Consider the following 22,838-nt stretch of genomic DNA (forward strand, 5'->3'; position numbering starts at 1 on the left):
CGGTCCGCGGGTATTTTTGTCTCAAAGCCCTGTTACCTTTGGCGTCGTCTCCCGTTTTCGAAAGGACCGCGCTCGTGACCATTCGCAATCTTGAAGGGTTCTTCGCCCCCGGTTCCATCGCCATCCTCGGTCCCTGCCGCCATCCGGGCGTCTTGACGCACAAGCTGATCGCCTGCCTGCGCGACATCGAAGCCGGACACCGCGTGACGCTGGTCGGCATCGAGGAAGACGTGCCGTTCAGCGGCACCAGGATCGCCCGTGTGGAAGATCTCGCGGCGATGCCCGATCTGGCGATCTATCTCGCCAGGGCCGAAGCGCTGCCGGAGACGATCGCGAAGGTCGGCGCAGGCGGCACCCGGGCCGTTCTCATACCCTCTCCGGGATACGAAAGCTGGCCGGCGGCCCTTTTGCAGGAATGCCGGGAAGCGGCCAGAAAGACCAATCTGCGCCTGATCGGACCCGGCAGCCTGGGGCTGGCGGTGCCTTCGAGCGGACTGAATGCGCTGTTGAGCGCGGACGCGCCGGGCAAGGGGGATGTGGCGTTCTTCTCCCGCTCCGGCGCGGTTCTCAACGCGACCCTTTCCTGGGCAAAGACCCACAACACCGGCTTTTCCGCCGTCGTCTCCCTCGGCGACCGCACCGATGTGGATGCCGGCGACCTCATCGACTATTTCGCCCAGGACTACCACACGCGGTCCATCGTCTTTCATCTGGAGGGCATTGCCTATCCGCGAAAGTTCATTTCCGCGGCGCGGGCGGCCGCGCGCACCAAGCCGGTCATCGTCATCCGCTCCGGCAAGAGCCGGGACACCGGCGGGACGGGCAGGACCCACGCCGGGCGTCTGGCGAGGACCGATCTCGTTTATGAAACGATGTTCCGCCGTGTCGGGCTCTTGCGGGTGCATGACCTCGGCGAGATGTTCGAGGCTCTGGAAACCCTCTCGCATATTCGCGTGCCGCGCTGCGACCGGATCGCGGTTATCGCAAACGGCCGCAGCCTGGCGAGCCTTGCCATCGACAAGCTGGTGGATCTCGGCGGCCGGTTTGCCGAACTCGGTTCGCAAACGCGGGCCGAACTTGCCGCAGTGACCCGAGACTTCGCCGATCCGGACGCGGTTCCGGCAGCCGGGAGTTCGATCATTCTGCGCGAAAACGTGACGCCCGAAGACATCACAAGGGCGATCACCACCGTCCTGAAAGACCCGCAGGTGGACGGCGCCCTCGTGCTGCAGGCCCCCAGCGCCTTTCAGCCGCTGAGCGCGATCGCCAAGGCAATCACCGATGCCGCCGCCATCGACCGCCGCCGCTCCGGCCGGCGCAAGGCGCTGGTTGCCGGTCTCATGGGCGAGGACGGGACGATCAGGGGCGAGCTTTCGGCCGCCAGGATTCCCAACTACGCCAGCCCGGCGGAGGCCGCCAGGAGCCTGATGCATCTGGCGCACGACGCCGAGGCGCGCGAATTCCTGATGGCGGCACCGCCCAGCCTGCCCTCCACCTTCACCCCGGACGTCGCCACCGCACGCGGCATCGTCGAAGCCGCGTTGGCGGAAGGCCGGACGTGGCTCAGCCCGCCGGACGTCTGCCGGGTGCTGGCGGCCTACGATATCCCGATCATGGCAACCGAGATGGCAACGTCCGCCGAAGAAGCCGCCCGGCTTGCCAGCCCGTTTTTCCGGACCGCGAGGCATTGCGTCGTCAAGCTGATCTCGCCGGACCTGCCGTTCAAATCGCATATCGACGGTGTCCGGCTGGGCCTGGAGAGCCCGGAGGCCGTCGCGCAGGCCGCCGACGAGCTGATCACTCAGACGCGCAGGAACTATCCTCAGGCCCGGATCGCCGGCGTCTCCATTCACCCGATGCTGGAGGACCGTCACGGGCTGGAGCTCTACATGGGCCTGGCCGAGACGCCCGATTTCGGCCCGGTGCTTGTTTTCGGCCATGGCGGCACGTCCGTCGAAGAGAGCGAAGACATCGCACTGGAGCTTCCGCCGCTCGATCTCAATCTTGCCGACGCTCAAATCGGCCGGACGCGGATCGCGCGGCTGCTGCGCGGCGGACCGGCCCGCCCGCCGCTCGACAGGGCAGCGCTGGCCGAAGCCCTCGTCAGGCTGTCGCAGATCACCATCGACATCCCGGAAATCCAGGAGCTGGATATCAACCCGCTGGTTCTCCTTCCCACAGGTCTGATCGGCCTCGATGCGCGCATGACCCTGTGCCGCCCGGAAACGCGGCCCGGACGCACCGGAAGTTCACGGCTCGCCATAGCCCCCTATCCGCAGGAATGGGAACAGCAACTGGCCCTGAAAGGCGGCCGGGAGGTCTTTGTCCGGCCGGTACGGCCCGAGGATGAAGAGTTGTTCAAGGCGTTCTTCGAAGCCGTGACGCCGGAAGACCTGCGGCTTCGGTTCTTCGCGCCCGTGCGGGACTTCAGCCACCGTTTCCTGGCTCGGCTGACCCAGCTCGACTACGCCCGCGCCATTGCATTCGCGGCCGTGGACCCGGACACCGGAAGCCTGCTCGGCGTCGTCCGCCTCCATGCGGATCCGGACCATCAGACCGGCGAATATGCGGTCATGGTCCGTTCGGACCTCAAGGGCCAGGGGCTCGGCTGGGCGCTGATGAAACTCATCATCCGCTATGCCAGGGCGGACGGCATCGAGACCATCAAGGGCGAAGTCCTGAAGGAAAACACTTCAATGATATCCATGTGTCAGGCCCTCGGCTTCACCATCGGCACCTCTCCGGACGATCCGGGGATTGCGCTGGTGACGATGCCGGTGGCGGAGATGCCGGACGAAGACCAGCCGCGCTGAGACTTCAGCTCATTTGGCCGTTGCAGCCGCGCGGATCTGGCTCAGCGATGCCGATGGGGTGATTGCCTCCGGGTCGAGCTTCAGGTGCAGAATGGCGGGCATACCGGAGGCACGGGCGCGTTCGAAGGCCGGCCCGAATTCATCCGTTGTCTCAACCGTTTCCCCGAAGGCGCCGTAGGTGCGGGCAAGCGCGGCGAAGTCCGGGTTCACCAGTTTCGTCGCCGACGGCCGGCCCGGGTAATGACGCTCCTGGTGCATGCGGATCGTGCCGTACATGCCGTTGTCGATCGCCAGCACAATGATGTTGGCGCCATCCTGGCAGGCGGTTCCGAATTCCTGCATGGTCATCTGCAGACAGCCGTCACCGGCGAAACAGACCACTTCGCGCTCGGGAAACGTCAGCTTCGCCGCGACAGCCGCGGGAAGGCCATAGCCCATGGAGCCGGAGGTCGGCGCGGCCTGGGTGCCGTAGCGGCGGAAACGGTGGAAACGGTGCAGCCAGGTGGCATAGTTGCCGGCGCCGTTGGTCATGATCGCATCCTCGGGAAGATTGCTTTCAAGCCAGTCCATCACACCGGCCATCTGCAGGCTTCCCGGGATTTCCGGCCGCGCGCCCGACCAGTCGAGATAGTCCTGATGCGCCCTGGCGGCTTCGCCTGCCCCCTCTATTTCGTTCGGTGGCTGCAGGCCCTCGGCGGCCTTGCAGAAAGCCGCCGGACTGGCGTGGATTGCAAGCGCGGGACGGTAGACCCGGCCGAACTCTTCCGCATCCGCATGAACATGCACGAGTTGCTGCGCGGGCCCTGGAATATCCAGGAGGGAATAGGACTGGCTCGGCATCTCCGACAGCCGCCCGCCGACCAGCAGGATCAGGTCCGACGCCTTGATCCGTGCCAGCAGTTTCGGATTGATGCCGATGCCGACGTCGCCCGCATAGTTCGGGTGAAGATTGTCGAACAGCATCTGGCGGCGGAAGGAACAGGCAACCGGCAGGTCGAACCGTTCGGCAAAACGCGTGAAGGTGGACACCGCGTCCGCCGACCAGCGGCTGCCGCCCAGAATGGCGATCGGCCGTTCGGCGGCCCAGAGGCGCTTTTGCAGGTCGGCCATGAGCGTCAGGCCCGGATGGGTCTCCACCTGGCTCCAGGCGGGCGGCTGCGGCGCGTCCGCCGTTTCCACGAGCATGTCTTCCGGCAGGGCCAGGACGACAGGTCCCGGGCGCCCGGAGGTAGCCACGTGATAGGCACGGGAGACGAATTCCGGCACCCGGTGCGCGTGGTCGATCTCGGCAACCCATTTGGCGATGCCGCCGAACATCTGACGGTAGTCGATTTCCTGAAAAGCTTCCCGCTCGCGCATGCCGCGCTCGATCTGGCCGATAAACAGGATCATCGGCGTGGAATCCTGAGCGGCGACATGAACGCCGGAGGAGGCGTTGGTGGCGCCGGGGCCGCGGGTGACCATCGCGACGCCCGGCCGGCCGGTGAGCTTGCCATAGGCATCCGCCATCATCGTGGCCCCGCCCTCCTGACGGCACACGGTGACCGGTATGGAGGCATCGTACAGCGCGTCCAGGACCGCCAGATAGCTCTCTCCGGGCACACAGAACACCCGTTCCGCCCCGTGACGCTCAAGCGCTTCCACCAACAATTCACCGCCGGTCTTCTGGCTCATGTCCCGACTCCTGCTCGAATAACCCATTGATCATTCTATAGCGTATGAAAGATCGGCCCGTCAGAGGCAAAAACCAGATTAATTCGCAATGAATTCATTCCGGAATGGAAAGAAGTCGGCAATGGTCGGGTACCGATCGCGTAACGGGCCTCCCGAACACGGGGCACCAGCGTTTGTTGGTGCCCCGCAGTTCCGGCGATGCGGGACGGGGTCAGATCGACTGCACCGTCACGACCTGGAACGTGTGCAGGTCGCCGTCCTCGTCCTTGATGGAAACATATTCTCCGGGATTGAAGGCATGGGCACCGAAGCGGTAGCCGGCTTCGTCATCGTCCTCGCCATTGACGTCATAGTGAAAGGCCCAGGATCCGCCGGGACGGTGAACCAGATGGCCGATTTCCTCTTCCTCGTCGCCCCAGAAGCGGCGGACACGGCACTGATCGCGCTTCTTTTTCCAGAGCGCGGCATCGATATGGCCGGTCGCATCCAGAGGAGCGGTGAACTCGTAGCCATGGTGCGCCGAGCCCTGCGGAAACTCTTTCGTCCGGGCCAGGTTCAGCCTGATCTTCTTCAATGCCGGATAATCGCTCATGGAACCCTCCTTATACTGACAATCCAAGATTTATGTGCCACATCGCTGTTACTGCACATTGAGAATAATCAAAGCCGTACCGAAGATCCGGCTGCTTTGTGTGGAACGCGACAAGAGCGGAAAGGTTGACCTGTTTGTAGAAACAATAAACCCAATTGATCGCCCCCGACTTCCGGGCAGAGACCCAAATGCGCACTTAAAGGACACACCATGGATCAGGCCCGCTCCCAAAACGAAGTCCTTGAATTCCTGACGAACGAGCTCTCCGGCACCTCCGGGCAAGAGGACGTCAAGCGGATCGATACCCATGCAAATATCGTCTTCCTGGCCGGCAGCAAGGCCTACAAGGTCAAGCGGGACGTCACGTTTCCTTTTCTTGACTATTCGAGCCTGGAGTTGCGCGAGGAGGCCTGCAAGGCCGAAATCACCGTCAACCGGCCGAACGCGCCGCAAATCTATCTGAGAGCCGTTCCGATAACGCGGGAGCCCGATGGCGGCCTGGCGCTCGATGGCGAAGGCAAGCCGGTGGAATGGGCGGTTGAAATGAACCGCTTCGATCAGTCGATGGAACTGGATATCCTGGCGGCCAAAGGCCCCTTGACGGACGATCTGGCCGACCGGCTCGCGCAGATGATGGCGGATGCCCACGAGGAAGCGCCGCTGCGCAGCGGTCCCGGCTTTCACGACGAGCTTTCTTCCTACGTGGAGCAGAATGACACGGCGTTTCATGAGCATCCCGACCTGTTTCCGGCTGACGAGGTGCGTCATCTCACCGACGCGTCGCGGTCGATGCTGTCTTCCATCCATGAGTTGATCATGAAGAGGGGCGAACTGGGCCTGGTCCGGCGCTGTCACGGCGATGCGCATCTGCGCAACATCGTTCTGATCGACGGCCAGCCCGTCCTGTTCGACGCGATCGAGTTCTCCGACGCCATTGCCACCGGCGACGTGCTTTATGACCTTGCTTTCCTGCTGATGGACCTTTGGGAACGGGATCAGCACCGGGCGGCGAACCGGGTGTTCAACCGCTATCTCGACAAGTCACGTCTCGAAGACCATCCCGAAGGCCTGGCCGCGCTGCCCTTCTATCTGATGATGCGGGCGGCGATCCGCTCGAAGATCGCCGCAACCGCGGCCCTCAACCAGTCCGACGAGGCGCAGAAGCAGAACCAGCGGGAGCAGGCGCGCACCTATTTCAGGCATGCGCTTGCCTTCATCGAACCATCAAAGCCCCGACTGGTCGCCATCGGCGGCCTCTCCGGCACCGGCAAGACCACGCTTGCCTACACCATCGCCCCCGGCATCGGCCATGCGCCCGGCGCGCGGGTGCTGCGCACGGACGTGATGCGCAAGCGGATCCTGAATATCCCGGAGGCGGACAAGGCGCCGCCGGAAGCCTACACCTCCGAGGCGTCAAAGAAGGTCTACGATGCGCTGGACCTGTCGATCCAGTCGGTGCTGGCCGCCGGCCACTGCGCCATATTCGATGCGGTTTTCGCGGCGCAGAGCGAACGGGACCGGGCCGAGGAAATTGCCCGTCATGTCGAAGCCGATTTCACCGGCCTGTGGCTGCGGGCGCCGGTTGACGTGCTGAAAGAGCGGGTTGCCGGGCGCGAAAGCGACGCCTCCGACGCGACTTCGGCTGTCGTCGACCAGCAACTCGGTTACGATCTCGGAAAGATGACCTGGAGCGAAATCGAAGCCGGCGGCAGCATGGAAGAGACCGCGGAGCAGGCCCGCAGCGTCCTCGCGACCTGACCGGCCGATATGGTCGGTCAGTTGGGAACGACAGGTCCGTCTCGAAGGACGGGTGGCATGCTCACGCGCAAGTGGCCCATGCTTCGAGACAGCGCTGCGCACTTCCTCAGCATGAGGTCTTTGTTGCAGATGGCGAACTCAGGGCCGGCCAAACTCCCCCTCCCTCATGCTGGGGAGGGCCGTAAGGCCCGTCTCGAAGCATGGGCGGCATGCTCAAGCGGCCCCGTCCTTCGAGACACCGCTCCGCACTTGCTCAGGATGGGGTCTTTGTTGCAACCGAGCCATTCATTCGCACCGCGAACGGCCTGGTGAAATTCCGAATCTAAACCCCCGCGGCCCTCAGCCCGGCGGCGACGGCTGCGGCGCAGAACACCGCGATGTATTCCTTCCTCAGCCGCACCTGGGCAGCGGCGGCAACGATGAGGCAAAGCCCGACGGCGAGTCCTCCCTGCAAAACGATGGGAAGAACGGTCGAGACGATGATGGCGCCCGGAAGTGCTTCGAGGCCGCGCCGGACCCGCGGCGTGATCGGCAGACGGCCCATGACCCAGTAGCCGCCGGCCCTGAGCGTGTAGGTGACCAGGGTCATGCCCAGGACAGCCAGGATGAACATCCGGTCCGCGGAAAAGGCAGCGTCAGTCATCGAGGTAGGCCCCCGCAACGGCCCCGGCGATCGCACCGGTGAAGATGCTCCAGTAGCCGCCGACAAGCATCCAGGTGACCGTGGCAACGCCGCCGGCGATCAGCCAGCTCACCGTCTGGCGCTTTCCCTTCCACAGCGGCACCAGCAGCGCGGCGAAAAAAGCCGGCAGGATGACATCCAGGCCGAAGGCCTTCGGATCGGAAATGAGGCTGCCGGCAAAATAGCCGGGCACCACCGACAGCGACCAGACGGCCCAGGTGAAGAGGCCGCTGCCGAGATAGATCCCCCAGTCGCGGGTGCCCTTGTTGTATTCGGACAGCGCCAGCAGCCAGTTGAGATCGGTGAGGAAGAACAGGGCCGGATAGGTCTTGTGAGCAGGCACCCGGCCGAGCCAGGGCCGCAGGCTGGCGCCGATCAGGAGCATGCGCATGTTGACCGCGCCGGTCACCCCGACCATGGCGACCAGCGCGCCCCAGGTGAGCGGATCGCTGTAGACCTCCATGGCGACGAACTGGCTTGCGCCGGCAAAGACCAGCGAATTGATCATCAGGGTTTCGAGAAAGGTCAGCCCCTTTTGCACGGCAACGGTGCCGAAGGCAGCGCCGAGCGCGATGATGCCGGGAGACACCGGAATGCACATCGCAGCGCCCTGCACACAGCCTTTGAGGCTGAGGGTGACATTTTTTTCAAGCATGGCTGTCCACGAATTCCGGGCGCTGCAGCGGCCCGCGCAAAGAAAGGGCACTATCCCTGATTAGCCCGCCCCGAACCAATAAATCCTTTTGATGCACCTATCAAAGATAGTGTTGGCAGCACGAGGCAGCGCGGAGCGCGCAGTCAGCCGGGCTCGCTCAAGCCATGACCCCATAGATCATGCGCAGACCCGTGAAGCCGAGGAAGAGGGCAAATACCAGTTTGAGTTTCGACGGGTCGATCGCATGGGCGATTTTGGCGCCGAGCGGGGCCGATAAGATCGAAGCGGGAATGATGAGGAAGAAGCCGACGAGATTGACGTAGCCGAGCGAAAACGGCGGACGGCCCTCCACGTCCCAGCCGAAATAGATCGACAGCAATGTGCCCGGCACCGCGATGATCAGGCCGATGGCGGCCGCCGTCCCCACGGCCTTGCGGATCGGATAATTGAACAGGGTGAGCGTCGGCACGCCGAGCGTTCCACCGCCGATGCCCATCATCACGGAGATACCGCCGATCAGGAAGCCGAGTATCTCCTTGAGCGGGGTTCCGGGCAACGCCTCCGCAACTGCCGGGACGTTTTTCCGGAACATCATGTTGAGGGAAACCGCCAGGGCCACGAAGCCGAAGACCAGGGTCAGCGCACCGCCGGAAATGTTGCCGGCGAGTATCGCCCCGGCCACGACCCCGATCGCGATCGCCCACCACCAGCGTTTCAGAAGGTCCATATCGACGCTGCCGCGCAGATAATGCGCGCGGGCGGACGAGGTTCCGGTCGCCAGGATCGTCGCCAGCGACGTGCCCACGGCAACATGCATCAGCACAGACGGGTCGATCTTCAGCGCAATGAACATGTAATAGAGCACCGGAACGATGACGATCCCGCCGCCGACCCCGAGAAGGCCCGCGATGATCCCCGCCACCAGGCCTGTTGCCAGCAGAGCGGCGGCCAGCAGGCCGAGGTATAAGAGGCTGAGATCTTCCACGCTGAAATCCTTGTTCCCGAAAAGCGTCGCACGACCGGCGCCAGCATAGGCATTCCAGCAGCGATTAGCCGAGTCCCACGTTTTTTACCAGCGGGTATCGCGGACAATCAGTTTCAAGTCGCGGGACACAATCTGCCGGTGAGCCTCCTTTGGGCCTGCCGTCCTCCAGGAACTTTCGAGGGTGGCACGCGTTGGAAAACGCGAGTTCCGCGGATACCGGAACCCCTACCGACGGGACCGGTTTCCGGCCGCCAACCGATAGCCGGCATTGGCAGGCCGGTCCGGCCTTTCCACACATGAGCGAGGGTGAACAAGGTGAGTGTCGACTTCAACCATACGATCGTCTGGTCCCGGGACAAGAACGCCTCGGCAGCGTTCCTGACCGAAATCCTGGGACTGCCGTCGCCGAGGACGTTCAGTCACTTCCGGGTCGTAACGACCGGCAACGGCGTCAACATCGATTTCCTGGACACGGACGCAGAGATCACGCCCCAGCATTATGCCTTTCTTGTCAGCGAGTCCGAGTTTGACGAGATTTTCAAGCGGATCCGGGAGCGGAGCATGCAGTACTGGGCCGACCCGGCCAAAGAAAAGCCGGGCGAGATCAATCGCCGCGATGGCGGACGCGGCCTCTATTTCGACGACCCCGACGGTCATTCCCTGGAAATCCTCACCCGGCCGTATGGAAGCGGCGGCTGAAATCCGTAGACGGCCGGCGGACCGCCGGCCCAATGGCCGGCTCTGTCATCAGTATCCGCCGATGATCGGCAGGATCTCGCCGGTGATGTAGCTGGAACACTGCGGTGACGCGAGGAAGACATAGGCCGGGGCGACTTCCTCCGGCTGGGCCGGGCGTTTCATCGGAGTGCCGGACCCGAACTGGGCAACCTCTTCGGGCGGTCGTTCTGACGGGTTGAGCGGCGTCCATACCGGGCCCGGAGCTACGGCATTCACGCGGATGCCGCGCGGAACGAGATTGGATGCGAGCGCGCGCGTGAAAGCGTGGATACCGCCCTTGGTCATGGAATAGTCCAGCAACTCGGTACTGCCGCGAATACCGGTCACCGAACCGGAATTGACGATGGCCGCCCCCGGCTTCATATGCGGCACCGCCGCCTTGCTCATGAAGAAATAGCCCGCGAGGTTGGTCCTGATGGTGGTGTCGAAATGCCTGGCCGTCAGTTCTTCCAGCGAACGGGCATGGTACTGAAAGGCGGCGTTGTTGACGAGGATATCGAGCTTCCCGAATGCTGCGATCACCCTTTCCACCGCGTCTTCGCAGTATTCCTGCAGACTGACATCGCCGGGCAGCAGCAGGCATTTCCGGCCCTCCTTTTCCACCGCCCGCTTTGTCTCCTCAGCGTCGGCTTCTTCGGTCAGGAACGTGATGGCAACGTCGGCGCCTTCGCGGGCGAACAACACGGCCACGGACCGTCCGATGCCGGAGTCGCCGCCCGTGATCAGCGCGACCTTGCCCTCCAGCTTGCCCGATCCCTTGTAGAAGGGCGCATCGTAGAGTGGTTCGGGGTCCAGCGTGCGTTCCGTTCCCGGCTTGGGCTGGTGCTGTTCGGGAAAGGGAGGTTCCGGGTATTCGCGTGCACCGGCCTGCATCGGCCCGTCTTCCTTGGCGCCGGGATTCTTCTCCTCGGTCCGGTCGACCTGGCGCTGCACGTCGCGCTGGTTTTCCGCCGCGGCCTCGGCTTCTCGTTGCCTTTTGTCCGTCATGGTTCGTCACCTCTCTTTCAGGGTGCGTCACAGGAGAGCATTCAATCGGAACCGATCGAACGTTCAGAAGCTGACTGATCTGAAAGTATTGAAGCGATCGCCGGGGGGATCCCCGGCGTCCGTCGTTTCTAGTCCTTGGTATTGCGGGACTTGCGCACGCCCTTGTTGAGATCTTCGCGGGCACGCTTGTCCTTGTCGAGCTTCTCGAAAGTCTCGATCACGTCATCGTCGGGTTCCTGCTTGACGTCGGAAACAGCATGGCGCTCGTTGCGCACATTGGACTGATCGTCTCCCTGCAGTCTGTTCTTGCCCATGCGTTGCTGGGCAAGATCTGTTTCACGTACGTCCCTGTCGGTCTCAGCCTTGCGCTTCTCAGCCATTTCAAGTCTCCTTCTGCGTCCCTAACGGAAAGAGGTCCGAAGCGTTCCATCCGATCATGCCGTTTCAGGCGGCATCTCATTTGCCGCGTTTGACGCCGAGCAGGATGCCGATCATGAAGGCCGTCAGGACCATGGGATAGCCGCTGACGTTCTTGCCGAGATTACGGCCCAGGGCTTCGGCCTCCTTGAGAGCGCCTTCCGCCGTTTGCGCGGGTCTGCGGCTTACGGGTTTCGGCCGCTGCTGTCGTCTCGCAAGCAGGAAGAACATGAGTGCGACGACCAGGAAGCCCATGGCGATGACAAGGCCGGCAAGCGGCGGTTCCATGAACGTCTCGAGCCAGAGAAACAGGGCGATCGCCGCAAAGATCAGGGCAAACGTCAGAAAGAACAGGCCGACAACGGCAAACACGGCGCTCCGCGCCGCGCGTTTTACCGTGTCGCCTGCCTTGGCGGCGATAGAGGTTGCCACATTGTAGAGCATCTGACCTGCGCCCATTACTGGCGGCGCGAGATGAGGCCGATCAGGAACCCCAGGCCGAGGGCAACTGCCAGCGCCGTCAGCGGATTGCGATGGATCGCATCTTCAGCTTCGCGTGCCGCGGAGTTGGCCGTGTCGCTCGCCTTCCGGGCGGCGCGCTTTCCCTGGTCGGTAAGTTCGTCTGTCATTTCACGCGTGTGCCGCAGAAAACCGTCCATCTGCGCCATGGCGCGATCCTGGCCTTCTGTGACGCCGGCCCTCGCCAGTCCCTGGAGGGCCGAGCTGACGTTGCCGATGTCCTCGCGCAATTTCTGGAGCTGTTCGGTAACCTGATCCCAATTCTCTTGCGTCGCCGCGTGCTTCGCAGAGTTGTCGCCGCTCGTGCTTGTGGTCGTATTGCGTGGGGCCATGACTTCACCTTTTGCTCTGGGATGAGTTTCTGCCGTACGGCATCACTTTTCCAACGCCGCAGGTTGGTAATTGTTCCCTACGAAGTTTGTCGGAGGGTCCAGCCGCGTTTCCCGCCTTCTGTGCCAGGTGAACAGGGTCAGAGAAAAAGCTGCCCGATCGAAACCGCATAGAGGAAGAGAACCAGCGCGCTTTCGAAACCGATGCCCCCGAAACCGCACCTTTCCCGCCGGATCAGCCCGAGGAGCAGCACGCCGGTCATCAGCATTGCAAACAGGGCAGTGGCCTGATCCTGCCAGGTGAAGGCCGCGTAGATCGAGCCCTCACTGACAACATCCGCCGCGCTGAGGAACAGGACCTCGAACGCGTTGCCTCCGATCACATCGCCGACGGCCAGGCTGACCGCCCCGATGCGCACAGCCGCAATCGCGGTCACCAGTTCGGGCAGGGAGTTGACCACGGCAAGCAGCGCGGTGCCGACAAGCGTGGCCGATATGCCGGACCGGTTCACCAGTTCGATCCCCACCTGTCCAACCACATAGCCCGCCAGCGCCGTGACGGCGGCCGCAATGGCGAACTCCGTCCACAGTCCCGACATGCTCCGCCGGGCTTCCGCGTCGGAGACACTGGAAACCTCCTCCCGGGTTTCCGAGGTCTGGACCGGCTTCCACATAGGCTCGTTGCTGACGTCCCTCAGAAGGCGCAGTCCGGCGGCATAGGCAAGCACTGTCAGGATCGAGACCGGGTGCACGCCCCAGATCGTGTAGGCCGGCTGAACGGATGCGATAAGGGGAAGCGACAGCAGCACGACGAGCAGCACGCCCTGCGTGAGGCCTGTCGCGCTCGCAGCGGCATGTTCCAGGTTCGCCCGTCGGTAGGCAATGTCCGCGATGACCAGAAAGGCGGTTTGCGCGGTCAATCCGCCAAGCGCATTGCCGACCGCGAGCGATGGGAAACCCTGGGCCGCGGTGCTGACCGACGTGATTGCGCCGGGCAGCGAGGTGCTTGCCCCCACGAACAGAGCCCCGGCAATGACCTCGCCCAGGTTCGTCCTGTCCGCAAGGGTGTCGGCGGTCCGGGCGACGCGGACGCCGGCGACCACCACGGCAACCGTCGCACCGGCAAAGACGGCGATCAGGATCCAGTAGGAGACACCGCTCAGCATGGGGAGCTGCAATCCGCGCCGTACGCCCATGCGGATCGGGCCGCGCGTGCGCCATGACAACGTCCGCGATGCGGTCCGGGTCCTATCGCCTCGATGTTGCTTTCGAACGGAATGGTCATCTCCGGGAGCTTGCGGGGTGTGCGTCTGCAAAACAGCGGTTTCATTCGTAAACGGATGAACGCGCGATCCGGCAGCTGGTTCCCCGTGCGGGCGACGAGTGGCAGCGACCCGGAGCCGATCTTCCCATGGCACCGGCCATGGATTCGGGTTGGAACAAAGACCGTCGCCACTGCGTTGAAGGGCAACACCACAGGCAGGGACCTCAACCGAAAAACTGGATCCGAATCATGGCGAAAAGTCCTGCAAACGGTACGCAGAAGAGAAAGAAACTTATCTGCGTGGTGGGAACGGACGATTTCCATCAGAAACTGATCGGCAAGATACCCGAAGCAAAGGACTGGCGGCTGGTGCCGGTTCTGCACCGCACCGAGGTCCAGCCGGAACACGGCCTCTTCGAGTTCGACGTGCTTTACAACCGCGCCCGGGAGACTATCGACGATCTGGATCAGGCGCCGGACGCGATCGTCGGCCATCTCGACTTCCCGGTCACGGCGCTCGTCAGCCTGCTCTGCCGGCATTACGGCCTGCCGGGCGCATCGCCAGAAGCGGTGGCCCGCTGCGAGCACAAGTTCTGGATGCGCAAGCTGCAGCGCGAGGTGATGCCGGAAACCACCCCCAAGGTGCGCGCGCTCAACCCGTTTTCGACGGAGGCACAGCAGGCACCTCCCTGCCCTACACCTTCTGGCTCAAGCCGGTGAAGGCGCATTCATCCAAGCTCGGGTTCAAGATCCGCGAACTGTTCGAGTACGAACGCGCATTGCATGCCTGCCGGCAGGCCATCCACTTCTACGGCGAGCCGTTCAACACGTTCCTCGGCCATCTTTCGAAAGATGCGAAGATTCCCAAGGAAGCAAACGGCAATCATGCGATCGCCGAGGAACTGATTTCCGAGGAGCGCCTGTTCACGATCGAAGGCTTCGTCCACCAGGGCGAGACGGTGGTATACGGCGCCATAGAGACGCTGCGGACCGGGCAGCACATGTCCAGTCTGTCGAGCTATCACTATCCTGCCGAACTGCCGGACGACGTGATCGAGGACGCCCGCGTGATCGTCGACAAGGTCCTGAAACGGATCGGTTTCGACAGCGACGTCTTCAATGCCGAACTCTTTCTCGACCCGATCAGCAATACGCTGCGGCTCCTGGAGATCAATCCGCGCATATCGAAATCGCATTCGCCGCTGTTCCACATGGTCGACGGCGCCTCGAACCACCGGCAGGCGATCCAGGCGGCCCTCGGGGAGCGCCCGAAACTGCCGGAAGGCAAGGGCAAGGACGAGATGGCGGCCAAGTTCATGGTCCGCTCGCACGAAGCCGACGGCATCGTCAGGCGGGTGCCAAGCGACACCGAGGTCAACGAACTCCGGAAGCTTCTGCCGGACCTGATGGTGCAGGTGCTGATCAAGGAAGGGGCACGCCTGTCCGACCTCTCCGACCAGGACAGCTACTCCTATGAACTCATGGACATCTTCCTGGGCGGCAACAACACCGAGATGATCCGCGACGCCTATGAGCGGTGCCGCGATTCTCTGGGTTTCCTGATCCAGCCGATGCCGCGGGAATCCGTGCGGTAGAAGCGGCAAAGGAGGCGACATGAAGACCGTCGAGGAGTTTCCGTACAAAATCCTCGAAGAGGAGAACGTATTCATTCCCGCAACCGACGGGCTGCGGCTCGCGGCGCGGATCTGGCGGCCGGAGGGCTCCAGCGAGCAGCCGGTCCCGGCCATCCTGGAATACATCCCCTATCGCAAGCGGTTCGGAACCTCTGTGCGGGACGAGCACACGCACAAATACCTCGCCGGCCACGGCTATGCCTGTATCCGGCTCGACATCCGGGGCAGCGGCGAAAGCGAGGGCGTGCTGAGCGATGAGTATCTTCAGTCCGAGCTGGACGACGGCGTGGCCGCGCTCCACTGGATTGCCGAACAGGACTGGTGCGACGGCAATATCGGCATGATGGGCATTTCCTGGGGCGGCTTCAATGCGCTGCAGATCGCAGCGATGCAGCCGGAGCCCCTGAAGGCCATCGTCACCATCGCCTCCAGCGACGACCGGTATTCCGATGACATCCACCACATGGGCGGCACGCTTCTGGGCGACAATCTGAGCTGGTCTTCCGTGATGTTCTCCTACAACACGATGCCTCCGGATCCGGCTCTTGTCGGCGACCGCTGGCGCGACATGTGGCTGGAGCGTCTCGACCACAGCGGCCTGTGGCTGAAGACATGGCTGCAGCACCAGCGGCGCGACGCCTACTGGCGGCACGGCTCGGTCTGCGAGGATTATTCGGCAATCAAGATCCCGGTCTATGCGGTCAGCGGCTGGGCCGACGGCTACACCAATTCGGTGTTCCGGCTGATGGAGAACCTTGATGTGCCCCGCAAGGGGCTTGTCGGCCCCTGGGGACACATCTATCCGCATTTCGGCCGGCCGGGCCCGGCCATAGACTTCCTGTCCGAACTGCTGCGCTGGTGGGACCGCTGGCTGAAGGGCAAGGAAACCGGTATCGAGAACGACCCGATGATCTGCGCCTGGATGCAGGACAGCGTTCCGCCGAACCCGGATTACGACTACCGGCCCGGCCATTGGGCGAGCGAAGCCGAGTGGCCCTCGCCGCGCGTCTCCAACCGCCGCTACATTGCGGGGCCTCGAACATTGCGGCCTGAAGACCGGTATCCGGCCGGAGAAGAAGAACAGGTCGAACTGGACGTGCAGTCTCCCGCCACGCTCGGGCTGCATTCGGGCAAGTGGTGTTCCTACGCGAATGGCCCCGATCTTTCCGGCGACCAGCGGCTGGACGACGGCGGCGGCCTGATATTCCAGAGCGAACCGCTGGAGGAGGATCTTGACCTGCTGGGCCGCCCCGATGTCGAGCTCGAACTGGCCGCCGACCAGCCGGTGGCGCTGGTCGCGGTGCGGCTCTCAGACATGCGGCCCGACCACCAGGTGACCCGCATCAGCTACGGCATGCTCAACCTCACCCACCGCGACAGCCGCCAGCATCCGGAGAAACTGGAGCCCGGCCGGTTCTACAGGGTGCGCGTACCGCTCTGCTACATCGCGCAGCGCGTGCCGCGCGGACACCGGGTGCGGCTGTCGATCTCCACCGTCTACTGGCCGCTCGCCTGGACGCCGCCGGAGCCGGTCAAGCTGACGATCCGCACAGAGAAAAGCTCACTCACCCTGCCTGTTCGCGAGCGGGTCGAGGACGAGGCCGTCACCGGGTTCGGCGAACCGGTGCAGGCGCGCGGTCCGACGCTGTCGGTCATCGAGGCTCCGACCCACGAATGGCTGATCCGCCAGGATCTCGGCAACCAGTGGACCGAGCTGAAGGTGACGGACGATCGCGGCATCTTCCGGCTGAACGATATCGACCTGATGGTGGGGGCATGCGGGATCGAGAAATATGGCGTGGCGACGGGGGACTTCACCTCGTCGACGGGCGAGACCGAATGGGTCCGCACGCTCAGCCGGGAGGACTGGCATATCGAAACCCGGACCCGGACCCGCCTCACCTCCGACCGCGAGAATTTCTATGTCACGGCCGAACTCGACGCCTATGAAGACGGCGCCCGGATCCGTTGCCTGAGCTGGAACGAAACCATTCCCCGGGATCTGGTCTGAGCGGGGCCGGGCCTTCGCTTTCGAGGGACGGAAGGGCGCTCTGCGCTCTCCGGCACATGACGGCATCTACTCGTCATCACTGCCGGTCATGTGAACCAGGCTCATGATGACGACGGACCCGAGCACCAGCCCGATGCCCACCAGATGAACCGGATGGAACTGTTCGCCGAGAAGGAAATAGGACAGCAGCAGGGCGGTCACCGGCATCACCGACATGAAGCCCGCGGCGGTTGTCCCTTCTGCCCGGGCAACGCCCGAATACCACAAGGCCGAGCCGGCCCCGAGCGTTCCGACGCCCCACCAGATCAGCGCGATCCAGGATCCGGGCGACGGTCCGGCTAAGGAGAAGCCGGAGAGCTGTGTCGCGGCCAGGACCAGAAACAGCGGTATGGAAAGCGCACAGGCCAGGAAGCTGGTCAGGACGGGCGGAAGATCCCGGGTCACCTTCTTGCCGAGCAGCGTATAGGAAGCCTCGCAGCAGATCGCGAGCAGCACCAGAACCACCCCGAGATAGAAAGCGGCGCCGGACCCTTCACCGCCGAATTTGCCCTTGAACAGGCTCAGGACGATTATACCGGCAACGCCCAACGCGATCGCCGTCAGACGGCGCCACCCGAGCGGCGCCTGCATGAAGAGATAGGCGGCGCCGGCGGTAAGCGCCGGGGTGAAGCTCATGATCAGGCTGCCCGCGACACCGGAAATGAAACGCATGCCGAAGATGAGGAAAGCCGTGAAACCGACCATGCCGAAAAGCGATATCAGACCGATATAAAGCCAGTCCCACGCACCGATGCCGCGGAACTCCTCGACAAGATCGCGGTAGACGAACGGCAAAAGCACGATCGCGCCCAACAGCACGCGGAAGAAGGACGCGACGAATATCGGAAACGATTCCCCGACCAGCTTGCTCACCGGCGTGGCGCTGCCGAAGATCGCCATGCCGGCAAACAGGAAAAAGACGCTGAGCAGTTTGTCAGAGCGGGCCATGTCCGGTTTCCACATGCTGTTGCGGCAATCGCAGTGCCTGGCGAATGGTTGGAGATGCCGCGGCGGGTTCAGGTTCACCGGCCAAGATCATCTCAGCTCCGCAACATGAACTGTTGCGGATCGGACATCAGCAGCTTCACGCTGTTCATGAAGCGGGCGGCATCCGCGCCGTCATTGACGCGATGATCGAAAGCGATGCAGACCGGCAGAATGAGCCTCGTCACCGCTGTGGCCCGGTCGATATCGCCTTCCAGAACCTGGCGCAGTTCGGCGCGCCCGGCCCCGAATATGGCCACCTGGGGCGGATTGATGATCGGTGTAAAGCCGGTGCCGCCAATGCTGCCGACATTGGTCAGCGTGATCGTGCCGCCCTTCAGCATTTCCGGGCTCGCGCGGTCTTCGCCCAGTTGCCGCGAGATACCGGTCAGTTCCTCCGCCAGATCCAGCAGCGTCTTGCGCCGGACGTCGCGCAGGACAGGAACGATCAGGCCGCGGTCGGTATCGAGCGCGACGCCGACATTGACGGCGCGCACAAGTTCGATCTCCTGGTTTTCGGCGTCGAAACGCGCGTTGAAGCGCGGGTGCTCGACCAGCGCACCGGCCAGCGCCTTCATGAGGAATGGCGTCAGCGTGAGCTTGATGCCGCTCTCCTCGGCGTCGGCGGCATGCTTGCGGCGCATACGCTCGATTTCGGTAATGTCGATGGCGTCGTGATGGGTGACATGCGGGATCTCGCGCCACGCCTTCGTCATGCGCCGCGCGGTGCTGCGACGAAGCGAGCGCAGCTTTACGCGCTCGGAAACCCCGTCCTCTGCGGGAGCCTGCTTCCCTTCCCGCGACTGCGCACCTTCAGCGGCTTTGCGCACATCCTCTTCCAGGATACGCCCGTCCTCGCCGCTTCCAGTCACCTCATCGAGTTTCACCCCCAGCTCGCGCGCAAGGCCGCGCACCGCGGGCGTCGCCTGAACGTCGCCGTCCTCGGGTCGTTGCGTCTTCTCGCTGCCGGCCTCGGCCTTGCCACGGTCTTCGTCCTTCTCTTCCTCCGAAGCGCCGGCGTCCGTTTCTTTCTCCTGCGCATCTTTAGGCTCGCTTTTCCGCTTATTCCGGCCGGCTTCGGGTTCCGCTTCGGCGGCCTTGGACTTGCCGGTTGTCTGCCGGTCCCGGCCCTCATCCTGCGCCTTGTCCCCGTGATCTTCTTTCTCGTCCTGATCTTCTTCCTCGTCCCGGGCCTCGTCCCGGGCCTCGTCCCGCTCCCGGTCCTGCTCCTTTTCGTCGCCGTCCTGTGTTTCAGAGGCCTTCTCGTCGTCTTCCGCCGCTTCGGCTCCCTCTTCCTCGATCACCATCAGCACATCGCCGACCTCAACGATATCGCCCTCCGAAACCCTGATTTCGATGACCTCACCTGAGACCGGCGTCGGGATATCGACGGCCGCCTTGTCGGTTTCGGCCACGAGCACATCGTCGCCTTCCTTGACATGCGATCCTTTGGAAACCTTGAGTTCGATGATTTCTGCTTCGTGAATGCCTTCGCCGGGATCCTGTAGGCGGAATTCGTAGGCCATTGCGTCATCTCCCCGCGGTCGATCAGTAGTGCAGTGCGGCGCGCGACGCCTGGATGATCCGCTCCGCACCCGGCAGATAGGACTTCTCGCGCGCGAAATAGGGCATGTGGACATCGGGACCGGCGACCCTTGCCACCGGAGCCTTCAGCCGCAGGAACGCCTCTTCCTGGAGGCGCGCCGCGATCTCGCCGGCCGGGCCATAGGTCAGCGGCGCTTCCTGCACGACGACGCAGCGGCCGGTCTTCTTCACGGAGCCGGCGACGGTCCCGTAGTCGAGCGGCGCCAGGGTCGTGACGTCGATGACCTCCGGTTCGGCACCCTCTTCCTCGGCGATCCGCTCGGCGGCTTCCAGCGTGGCCGGCAGCATCGAGCCCCAGGCAACCATCGTCAGCCCGTCGCCGGGCCTCACGATGGAGGCCGGACCGATTTCCGCCGGCTCGTCTTCGTCCGGAACTTCCTCGCGGAAGGCGCGGTAGCTTTTCTTCGGTTCGAAGAAAACCACCGGATCGGGATCACGGATTGCCGCGACCAGCAAGGCACGCGCGTTGCGCGGCCCGGAGGGCACGACAAACTTGAGGCCGGGCATGTGCGCATAGAAGACTTCGCGGCTTTCGGAATGGTGTTCCAGCGCGCGCACTCCGCCGCCATAAGGCATGCGCACCGTCATGGGGACGGTGAACCGCCCTTGCGAGCGCCAGCGCAACCTGGAGGCATGGGATTCGATCTGGTGAAAACCGAGATAGGAAAAGCCTGAGAACTGCATTTCCGGCACCGGTTTCATGCCGTGGATCGCCATGCCGATGGAAAAGCCCAGAATGCCGCTTTCGGCAAGCGGCGTATCAATGACCCGGTCTTCGCCGAATTGCTCGACCAACCCTTCCGTGACACGGAAAATGCCGCCGTCCCAGCCGACATCCTCGCCGAGGATCACGACTTTCTCGTCCTGCTCCATCTCCTGGCGCAGGGCGAGGTTGATTGCTTCGACCATCGTCAGTTCAGCCATAACCGGATACACCTCCGAGACCGTCGCTCATCTGCTGCTTCTGGCGGACTTGCTCGTGCGTTTCCTGTTCAAGAATATGGTCGAATATGGCGCTTACCCCCTCGGCCTTTTCGATACGCTTCTCGGCCTCGTCCCATGCCGCGTCGATTGTCTCGGCAATCTTTGCTTCCATATCCTCAAGGCTGCCGTCGTCCAGAAGGCCGCGCTCCCGCAGCAAGCTGCCGAACCGCTCGATCGGATCCCGCTTTTCCCATTTTTCGACTTCTTCCTCATCGCGGTAGCGACTTGGATCGTCCGCCGTCGTGTGCATTTCCAGCCGGTAGGTGACGCATTCGATGAGGGTCGGACGGAAGGTCTCCCTCGCCCGCCGCACCGCGTCATCCGCTGCTGCGAAACAGGCGAAGATGTCGTTGCCGTCGACCTGGATGCCGTCCATCCCGTAGGCCAGCGCCTTCTGGGCAAGCGTCTGCGAGCGCGTCTGGCGCGCGCGCGGTACTGAAATCGCATACTGATTGTTCTGGCAGACGAAGACCACGGGACAATCGAAGACCGAGGCGAAATTCAGCGCCTCGTGAAAGTCGCCCTGCGAGGTGGCGCCGTCGCCGAAATAGGTCATGGCCACTTCGCCGGTGCCTTCCAGGCGCGCCGCGTATGCGATGCCCGCGGCCTGCAGCATCTGGGTGCCGACCGGAACGGAATTGGGCAGGTTGCGCGCTCCTTCCGGAATAACGATGCCTTCGTTGTAACCCGCATCGAACACGAGCATGTCCGCCGGGTTGGTGCCGCGCCAGAAATTGGCTGCGGTCTCACGATAGGACGGGACGAACCAGTCGTCTTCCCTGAGCGCTGATATGGTGCCGACCTGCGCGGCTTCCTGGCCGTTGACCGGGGCGAACGTGCCGATCCGGCCGGAGCGCTGCAATTTCAGCCGCCGTTCGTCGAAACGGCGCGCCAACAGCATCGTCCGGTAGCCTTTCAACAAGAGGTCGTCTGTGAATTGCGGGGCCAGCTCTTTGTCCAGCTCGCCATCCTCGTTCAGGATCGACAGGTATTCGATTTTCGAATCCGGTCCCGTCTCGGTCAGCGGCATCGCGTCCTCCTGACTTGTTAATGCCCGCAGGCGGCGTTCGTTCCACACCCGGCGGGGGGTTGGTTTTTCAACCTTCAGCGCATGGTGTAGAGAATTCCGATCCCGCCGAGATACGTGACGGTCACGAGAATGGAATCCACACCGACACCAAGGATCGTCGGGTTTCTGCGCTCGATCAGCCCGACGACATAGAGGCCCGTGACCAGGATACCGAGCAACCCGGCCAGGACCGAGAAGTTGCCGACTTCGTTGAGGACCGCGCCCTCGAAATAGAGAACGTCCACCAGGAAGATGATGGCAACGTCGAACAGGTTCGTGCCGAAAATGTCCGAAACCGCCATCACGTAGCGGCGCAGTCGTATGGCGGCCAGAACCGTGCTGACTTCGGGCAAGGAAGTAGAAATCGCGACGAATACGGCGCCGAAAAAGCTCGACCCCAGTCCGGTCTGCTCGGCCAGCGCCTCGCCGCTTTGCGACAGCACGGCACCGAAGAAAAGGATGACGAGGCCCGCGATGACCGTTCCGGTTACCGCGTAGCGCAAGGAGTGTTCGACCTGCGCTTCGGTCTGGCCGATTTCCGGCCCCGGGGGCTGGCCGACAATCTGCCAGGACGGACGACCCTCCGAGTGCGCCACAAGCCGGATCGACACCAGGAAGAGGGCGAAGACGCCCCAGGTCCAGGCGCCCGCCCCAAGGAATTCGACATCCCCGACGATGATGCCGGCGCAGACGAGCGAAAGCAGCAGAATACCCAGCGTGCCCTGCAGCAACACGATCGGATCGGGTACCGCGAAGGTGAGCGCATTGCGCCTGATGGCCAGATCCGCCACGGCCAGTACCACGACCTGCATGGCAAAGCCACCGAGCAGATTGTTGACCGCCAGATGGGCGTTGCCGCCGATGGTGGCGGCGCCGGTCACGGCGATTTCCGGCAGCGACGTGATGCCGCCGAGCAGGAGAACGCCGAGGGCGGCGTGGCCGATCCCGGTATGGCGCGCTATCGCATCGGCGTAATAGGAAAGCCGTGTTCCGGCCACCCAGACCGCGCCTGCCGAAATCGCGAAGGCGACAATATTCACCCAGATCGGGAAACCGGTGAACGCTAGCATGTATCACTCTCATGGTCCGTGCTGTTGCG

At 63.4% G+C, this 22,838-nt stretch carries 21 protein-coding genes; 6 read left to right on the forward strand and 15 right to left on the reverse strand.

What is annotated here, in order from left to right; translation table 11 throughout:
* Positions 1 to 74: 74 nt before the first annotated feature.
* The gene (locus ON753_RS16345; RefSeq protein WP_265963675.1) at positions 75 to 2,813 is read left to right on the forward strand and encodes a bifunctional acetate--CoA ligase family protein/GNAT family N-acetyltransferase; all 2,739 of its coding nucleotides are present in this window, start codon (positions 75 to 77) and stop codon (positions 2,811 to 2,813) included.
* A gap of 9 nt (positions 2,814 to 2,822) precedes the next feature.
* Here the strand turns inward: ON753_RS16345 and ON753_RS16350 are convergent, their stop codons facing one another.
* Entirely contained in the window at positions 2,823 to 4,487 is a 1,665-nt protein-coding gene (locus tag ON753_RS16350; RefSeq protein ID WP_265963676.1) for a thiamine pyrophosphate-binding protein, read from the reverse strand.
* Between the two features lie 211 nt (positions 4,488 to 4,698).
* Entirely contained in the window at positions 4,699 to 5,079 is a 381-nt protein-coding gene (locus tag ON753_RS16355; RefSeq protein ID WP_265963677.1) for a hypothetical protein, read from the reverse strand.
* A gap of 210 nt (positions 5,080 to 5,289) precedes the next feature.
* Here ON753_RS16355 and ON753_RS16360 point away from each other — a divergent pair, with 210 nt between their 5' ends.
* Positions 5,290 to 6,837, forward strand: coding sequence for a bifunctional aminoglycoside phosphotransferase/ATP-binding protein (locus ON753_RS16360; RefSeq protein ID WP_265963678.1), 1,548 nt, complete (start codon positions 5,290 to 5,292; stop codon positions 6,835 to 6,837).
* A gap of 322 nt (positions 6,838 to 7,159) precedes the next feature.
* Here the strand turns inward: ON753_RS16360 and ON753_RS16365 are convergent, their stop codons facing one another.
* The 3 genes from ON753_RS16365 to ON753_RS16375 all read right to left on the reverse strand — a co-directional run bounded on the left by ON753_RS16365 (position 7,160) and on the right by ON753_RS16375 (position 9,159).
* A complete protein-coding gene (locus ON753_RS16365; RefSeq protein ID WP_265963679.1) occupies positions 7,160 to 7,480 on the reverse strand; it encodes an AzlD family protein in 321 nt (106 codons plus the stop codon).
* Entirely contained in the window at positions 7,473 to 8,174 is a 702-nt protein-coding gene (locus tag ON753_RS16370; RefSeq protein WP_265963680.1) for an AzlC family ABC transporter permease, read from the reverse strand. Before ON753_RS16370 ends, ON753_RS16365 begins: the two co-directional genes overlap by 8 nt.
* A 157-nt stretch (positions 8,175 to 8,331) precedes the next feature.
* A complete protein-coding gene (locus tag ON753_RS16375; protein ID WP_265963681.1) occupies positions 8,332 to 9,159 on the reverse strand; it encodes a sulfite exporter TauE/SafE family protein in 828 nt (275 codons plus the stop codon).
* 306 nt (positions 9,160 to 9,465) lie between these two features.
* Between ON753_RS16375 and ON753_RS16380 the strand changes: the two genes are divergently transcribed.
* Positions 9,466 to 9,858: a VOC family protein gene (locus tag ON753_RS16380; RefSeq protein ID WP_265963682.1), complete on the forward strand. Its 393-nt coding sequence runs from the start codon at positions 9,466 to 9,468 to the stop codon at positions 9,856 to 9,858.
* 48 nt (positions 9,859 to 9,906) lie between these two features.
* Here the strand turns inward: ON753_RS16380 and ON753_RS16385 are convergent, their stop codons facing one another.
* The 5 genes from ON753_RS16385 to ON753_RS16405 all read right to left on the reverse strand — a co-directional run bounded on the left by ON753_RS16385 (position 9,907) and on the right by ON753_RS16405 (position 13,315).
* On the reverse strand, positions 9,907 to 10,884 hold the full coding sequence (locus ON753_RS16385) for an SDR family oxidoreductase (protein ID WP_265963683.1): 978 nt from the start codon (positions 10,882 to 10,884) through the stop codon (positions 9,907 to 9,909).
* Between the two features lie 128 nt (positions 10,885 to 11,012).
* Entirely contained in the window at positions 11,013 to 11,264 is a 252-nt protein-coding gene (locus ON753_RS16390; RefSeq protein WP_265963684.1) for a hypothetical protein, read from the reverse strand.
* 76 nt (positions 11,265 to 11,340) lie between these two features.
* Positions 11,341 to 11,760, reverse strand: coding sequence for a phage holin family protein (locus ON753_RS16395; RefSeq protein ID WP_265963685.1), 420 nt, complete (start codon positions 11,758 to 11,760; stop codon positions 11,341 to 11,343).
* Positions 11,760 to 12,152: an ElaB/YgaM/YqjD family protein gene (locus ON753_RS16400; protein WP_265963686.1), complete on the reverse strand. Its 393-nt coding sequence runs from the start codon at positions 12,150 to 12,152 to the stop codon at positions 11,760 to 11,762. The genes ON753_RS16395 and ON753_RS16400 overlap by 1 nt, the downstream gene beginning before the upstream one ends.
* Positions 12,153 to 12,289: 137 nt before the next feature.
* Positions 12,290 to 13,315 carry a sodium:calcium antiporter gene (locus ON753_RS16405; protein ID WP_265963687.1) on the reverse strand — a complete coding sequence of 342 codons (1,026 nt, stop codon included), beginning with the start codon at positions 13,313 to 13,315 and terminating at the stop codon, positions 12,290 to 12,292.
* A 347-nt stretch (positions 13,316 to 13,662) separates the two neighbouring features.
* Between ON753_RS16405 and ON753_RS16410 the strand changes: the two genes are divergently transcribed.
* From ON753_RS16410 to ON753_RS16420, 3 genes are read left to right on the forward strand one after another with little or no spacing between them, the layout of a single operon-like run.
* A complete protein-coding gene (locus ON753_RS16410) occupies positions 13,663 to 14,133 on the forward strand; it encodes an ATP-grasp domain-containing protein (RefSeq protein ID WP_265963688.1) in 471 nt (156 codons plus the stop codon).
* The gene (locus ON753_RS16415; RefSeq protein WP_265963689.1) at positions 14,130 to 15,008 is read left to right on the forward strand and encodes an ATP-grasp domain-containing protein; all 879 of its coding nucleotides are present in this window, start codon (positions 14,130 to 14,132) and stop codon (positions 15,006 to 15,008) included. Before ON753_RS16410 ends, ON753_RS16415 begins: the two co-directional genes overlap by 4 nt.
* A gap of 19 nt (positions 15,009 to 15,027) precedes the next feature.
* Positions 15,028 to 17,058, forward strand: a complete 2,031-nt coding sequence (locus ON753_RS16420) for a CocE/NonD family hydrolase (RefSeq protein ID WP_265963690.1) — start codon at positions 15,028 to 15,030, stop codon at positions 17,056 to 17,058.
* A 66-nt stretch (positions 17,059 to 17,124) separates the two neighbouring features.
* Here the strand turns inward: ON753_RS16420 and ON753_RS16425 are convergent, their stop codons facing one another.
* From ON753_RS16425 to ON753_RS16445, 5 genes are all read right to left on the reverse strand, one after another.
* Entirely contained in the window at positions 17,125 to 18,045 is a 921-nt protein-coding gene (locus ON753_RS16425; RefSeq protein WP_265963691.1) for a DMT family transporter, read from the reverse strand.
* Positions 18,046 to 18,137: 92 nt separating this feature from the next.
* Entirely contained in the window at positions 18,138 to 19,607 is a 1,470-nt protein-coding gene (locus tag ON753_RS16430; RefSeq protein ID WP_265963692.1) for a dihydrolipoamide acetyltransferase family protein, read from the reverse strand.
* A gap of 22 nt (positions 19,608 to 19,629) precedes the next feature.
* Positions 19,630 to 20,610, reverse strand: a complete 981-nt coding sequence (locus ON753_RS16435) for an alpha-ketoacid dehydrogenase subunit beta (protein WP_265963693.1) — start codon at positions 20,608 to 20,610, stop codon at positions 19,630 to 19,632.
* On the reverse strand, positions 20,603 to 21,700 hold the full coding sequence (pdhA, locus tag ON753_RS16440) for a pyruvate dehydrogenase (acetyl-transferring) E1 component subunit alpha (protein ID WP_265963694.1): 1,098 nt from the start codon (positions 21,698 to 21,700) through the stop codon (positions 20,603 to 20,605). The genes ON753_RS16435 and pdhA overlap by 8 nt, the downstream gene beginning before the upstream one ends.
* 74 nt (positions 21,701 to 21,774) lie before the next feature.
* On the reverse strand, positions 21,775 to 22,809 hold the full coding sequence (locus tag ON753_RS16445) for a sodium:calcium antiporter (protein WP_265963695.1): 1,035 nt from the start codon (positions 22,807 to 22,809) through the stop codon (positions 21,775 to 21,777).
* Positions 22,810 to 22,838: the final 29 nt, after the last annotated feature.

It is taken from the genome of Roseibium salinum, assembly GCF_026240905.1.
GTDB lineage: Bacteria > Pseudomonadota > Alphaproteobacteria > Rhizobiales > Stappiaceae > Roseibium > Roseibium salinum.

Excerpts from the sequence above, each read along its gene's own strand:
- ON753_RS16350 (WP_265963676.1), bottom strand. The coding sequence starts at position 4,487 with ATGAGCCAGAAGACCGGCGGTGAATTGTTGGTGGAAGCGCTTGAGCGT.
- ON753_RS16355 (WP_265963677.1), bottom strand. The coding sequence starts at position 5,079 with ATGAGCGATTATCCGGCATTGAAGAAGATCAGGCTGAACCTGGCCCGG.
- ON753_RS16360 (WP_265963678.1), top strand. The coding sequence starts at position 5,290 with ATGGATCAGGCCCGCTCCCAAAACGAAGTCCTTGAATTCCTGACGAAC.
- ON753_RS16365 (WP_265963679.1), bottom strand. The coding sequence starts at position 7,480 with ATGACTGACGCTGCCTTTTCCGCGGACCGGATGTTCATCCTGGCTGTC.
- ON753_RS16370 (WP_265963680.1), bottom strand. The coding sequence starts at position 8,174 with ATGCTTGAAAAAAATGTCACCCTCAGCCTCAAAGGCTGTGTGCAGGGC.
- ON753_RS16385 (WP_265963683.1), bottom strand. The coding sequence starts at position 10,884 with ATGACGGACAAAAGGCAACGAGAAGCCGAGGCCGCGGCGGAAAACCAG.
- ON753_RS16390 (WP_265963684.1), bottom strand. The coding sequence starts at position 11,264 with ATGGCTGAGAAGCGCAAGGCTGAGACCGACAGGGACGTACGTGAAACA.
- ON753_RS16395 (WP_265963685.1), bottom strand. The coding sequence starts at position 11,760 with ATGGGCGCAGGTCAGATGCTCTACAATGTGGCAACCTCTATCGCCGCC.
- ON753_RS16400 (WP_265963686.1), bottom strand. The coding sequence starts at position 12,152 with ATGGCCCCACGCAATACGACCACAAGCACGAGCGGCGACAACTCTGCG.
- ON753_RS16405 (WP_265963687.1), bottom strand. The coding sequence starts at position 13,315 with ATGCTGAGCGGTGTCTCCTACTGGATCCTGATCGCCGTCTTTGCCGGT.
- ON753_RS16410 (WP_265963688.1), top strand. The coding sequence starts at position 13,663 with ATGGCGAAAAGTCCTGCAAACGGTACGCAGAAGAGAAAGAAACTTATC.
- ON753_RS16420 (WP_265963690.1), top strand. The coding sequence starts at position 15,028 with ATGAAGACCGTCGAGGAGTTTCCGTACAAAATCCTCGAAGAGGAGAAC.
- ON753_RS16425 (WP_265963691.1), bottom strand. The coding sequence starts at position 18,045 with ATGGCCCGCTCTGACAAACTGCTCAGCGTCTTTTTCCTGTTTGCCGGC.
- ON753_RS16430 (WP_265963692.1), bottom strand. The coding sequence starts at position 19,607 with ATGGCCTACGAATTCCGCCTACAGGATCCCGGCGAAGGCATTCACGAA.
- ON753_RS16435 (WP_265963693.1), bottom strand. The coding sequence starts at position 20,610 with ATGGCTGAACTGACGATGGTCGAAGCAATCAACCTCGCCCTGCGCCAG.
- pdhA (WP_265963694.1), bottom strand. The coding sequence starts at position 21,700 with ATGCCGCTGACCGAGACGGGACCGGATTCGAAAATCGAATACCTGTCG.
- ON753_RS16445 (WP_265963695.1), bottom strand. The coding sequence starts at position 22,809 with ATGCTAGCGTTCACCGGTTTCCCGATCTGGGTGAATATTGTCGCCTTC.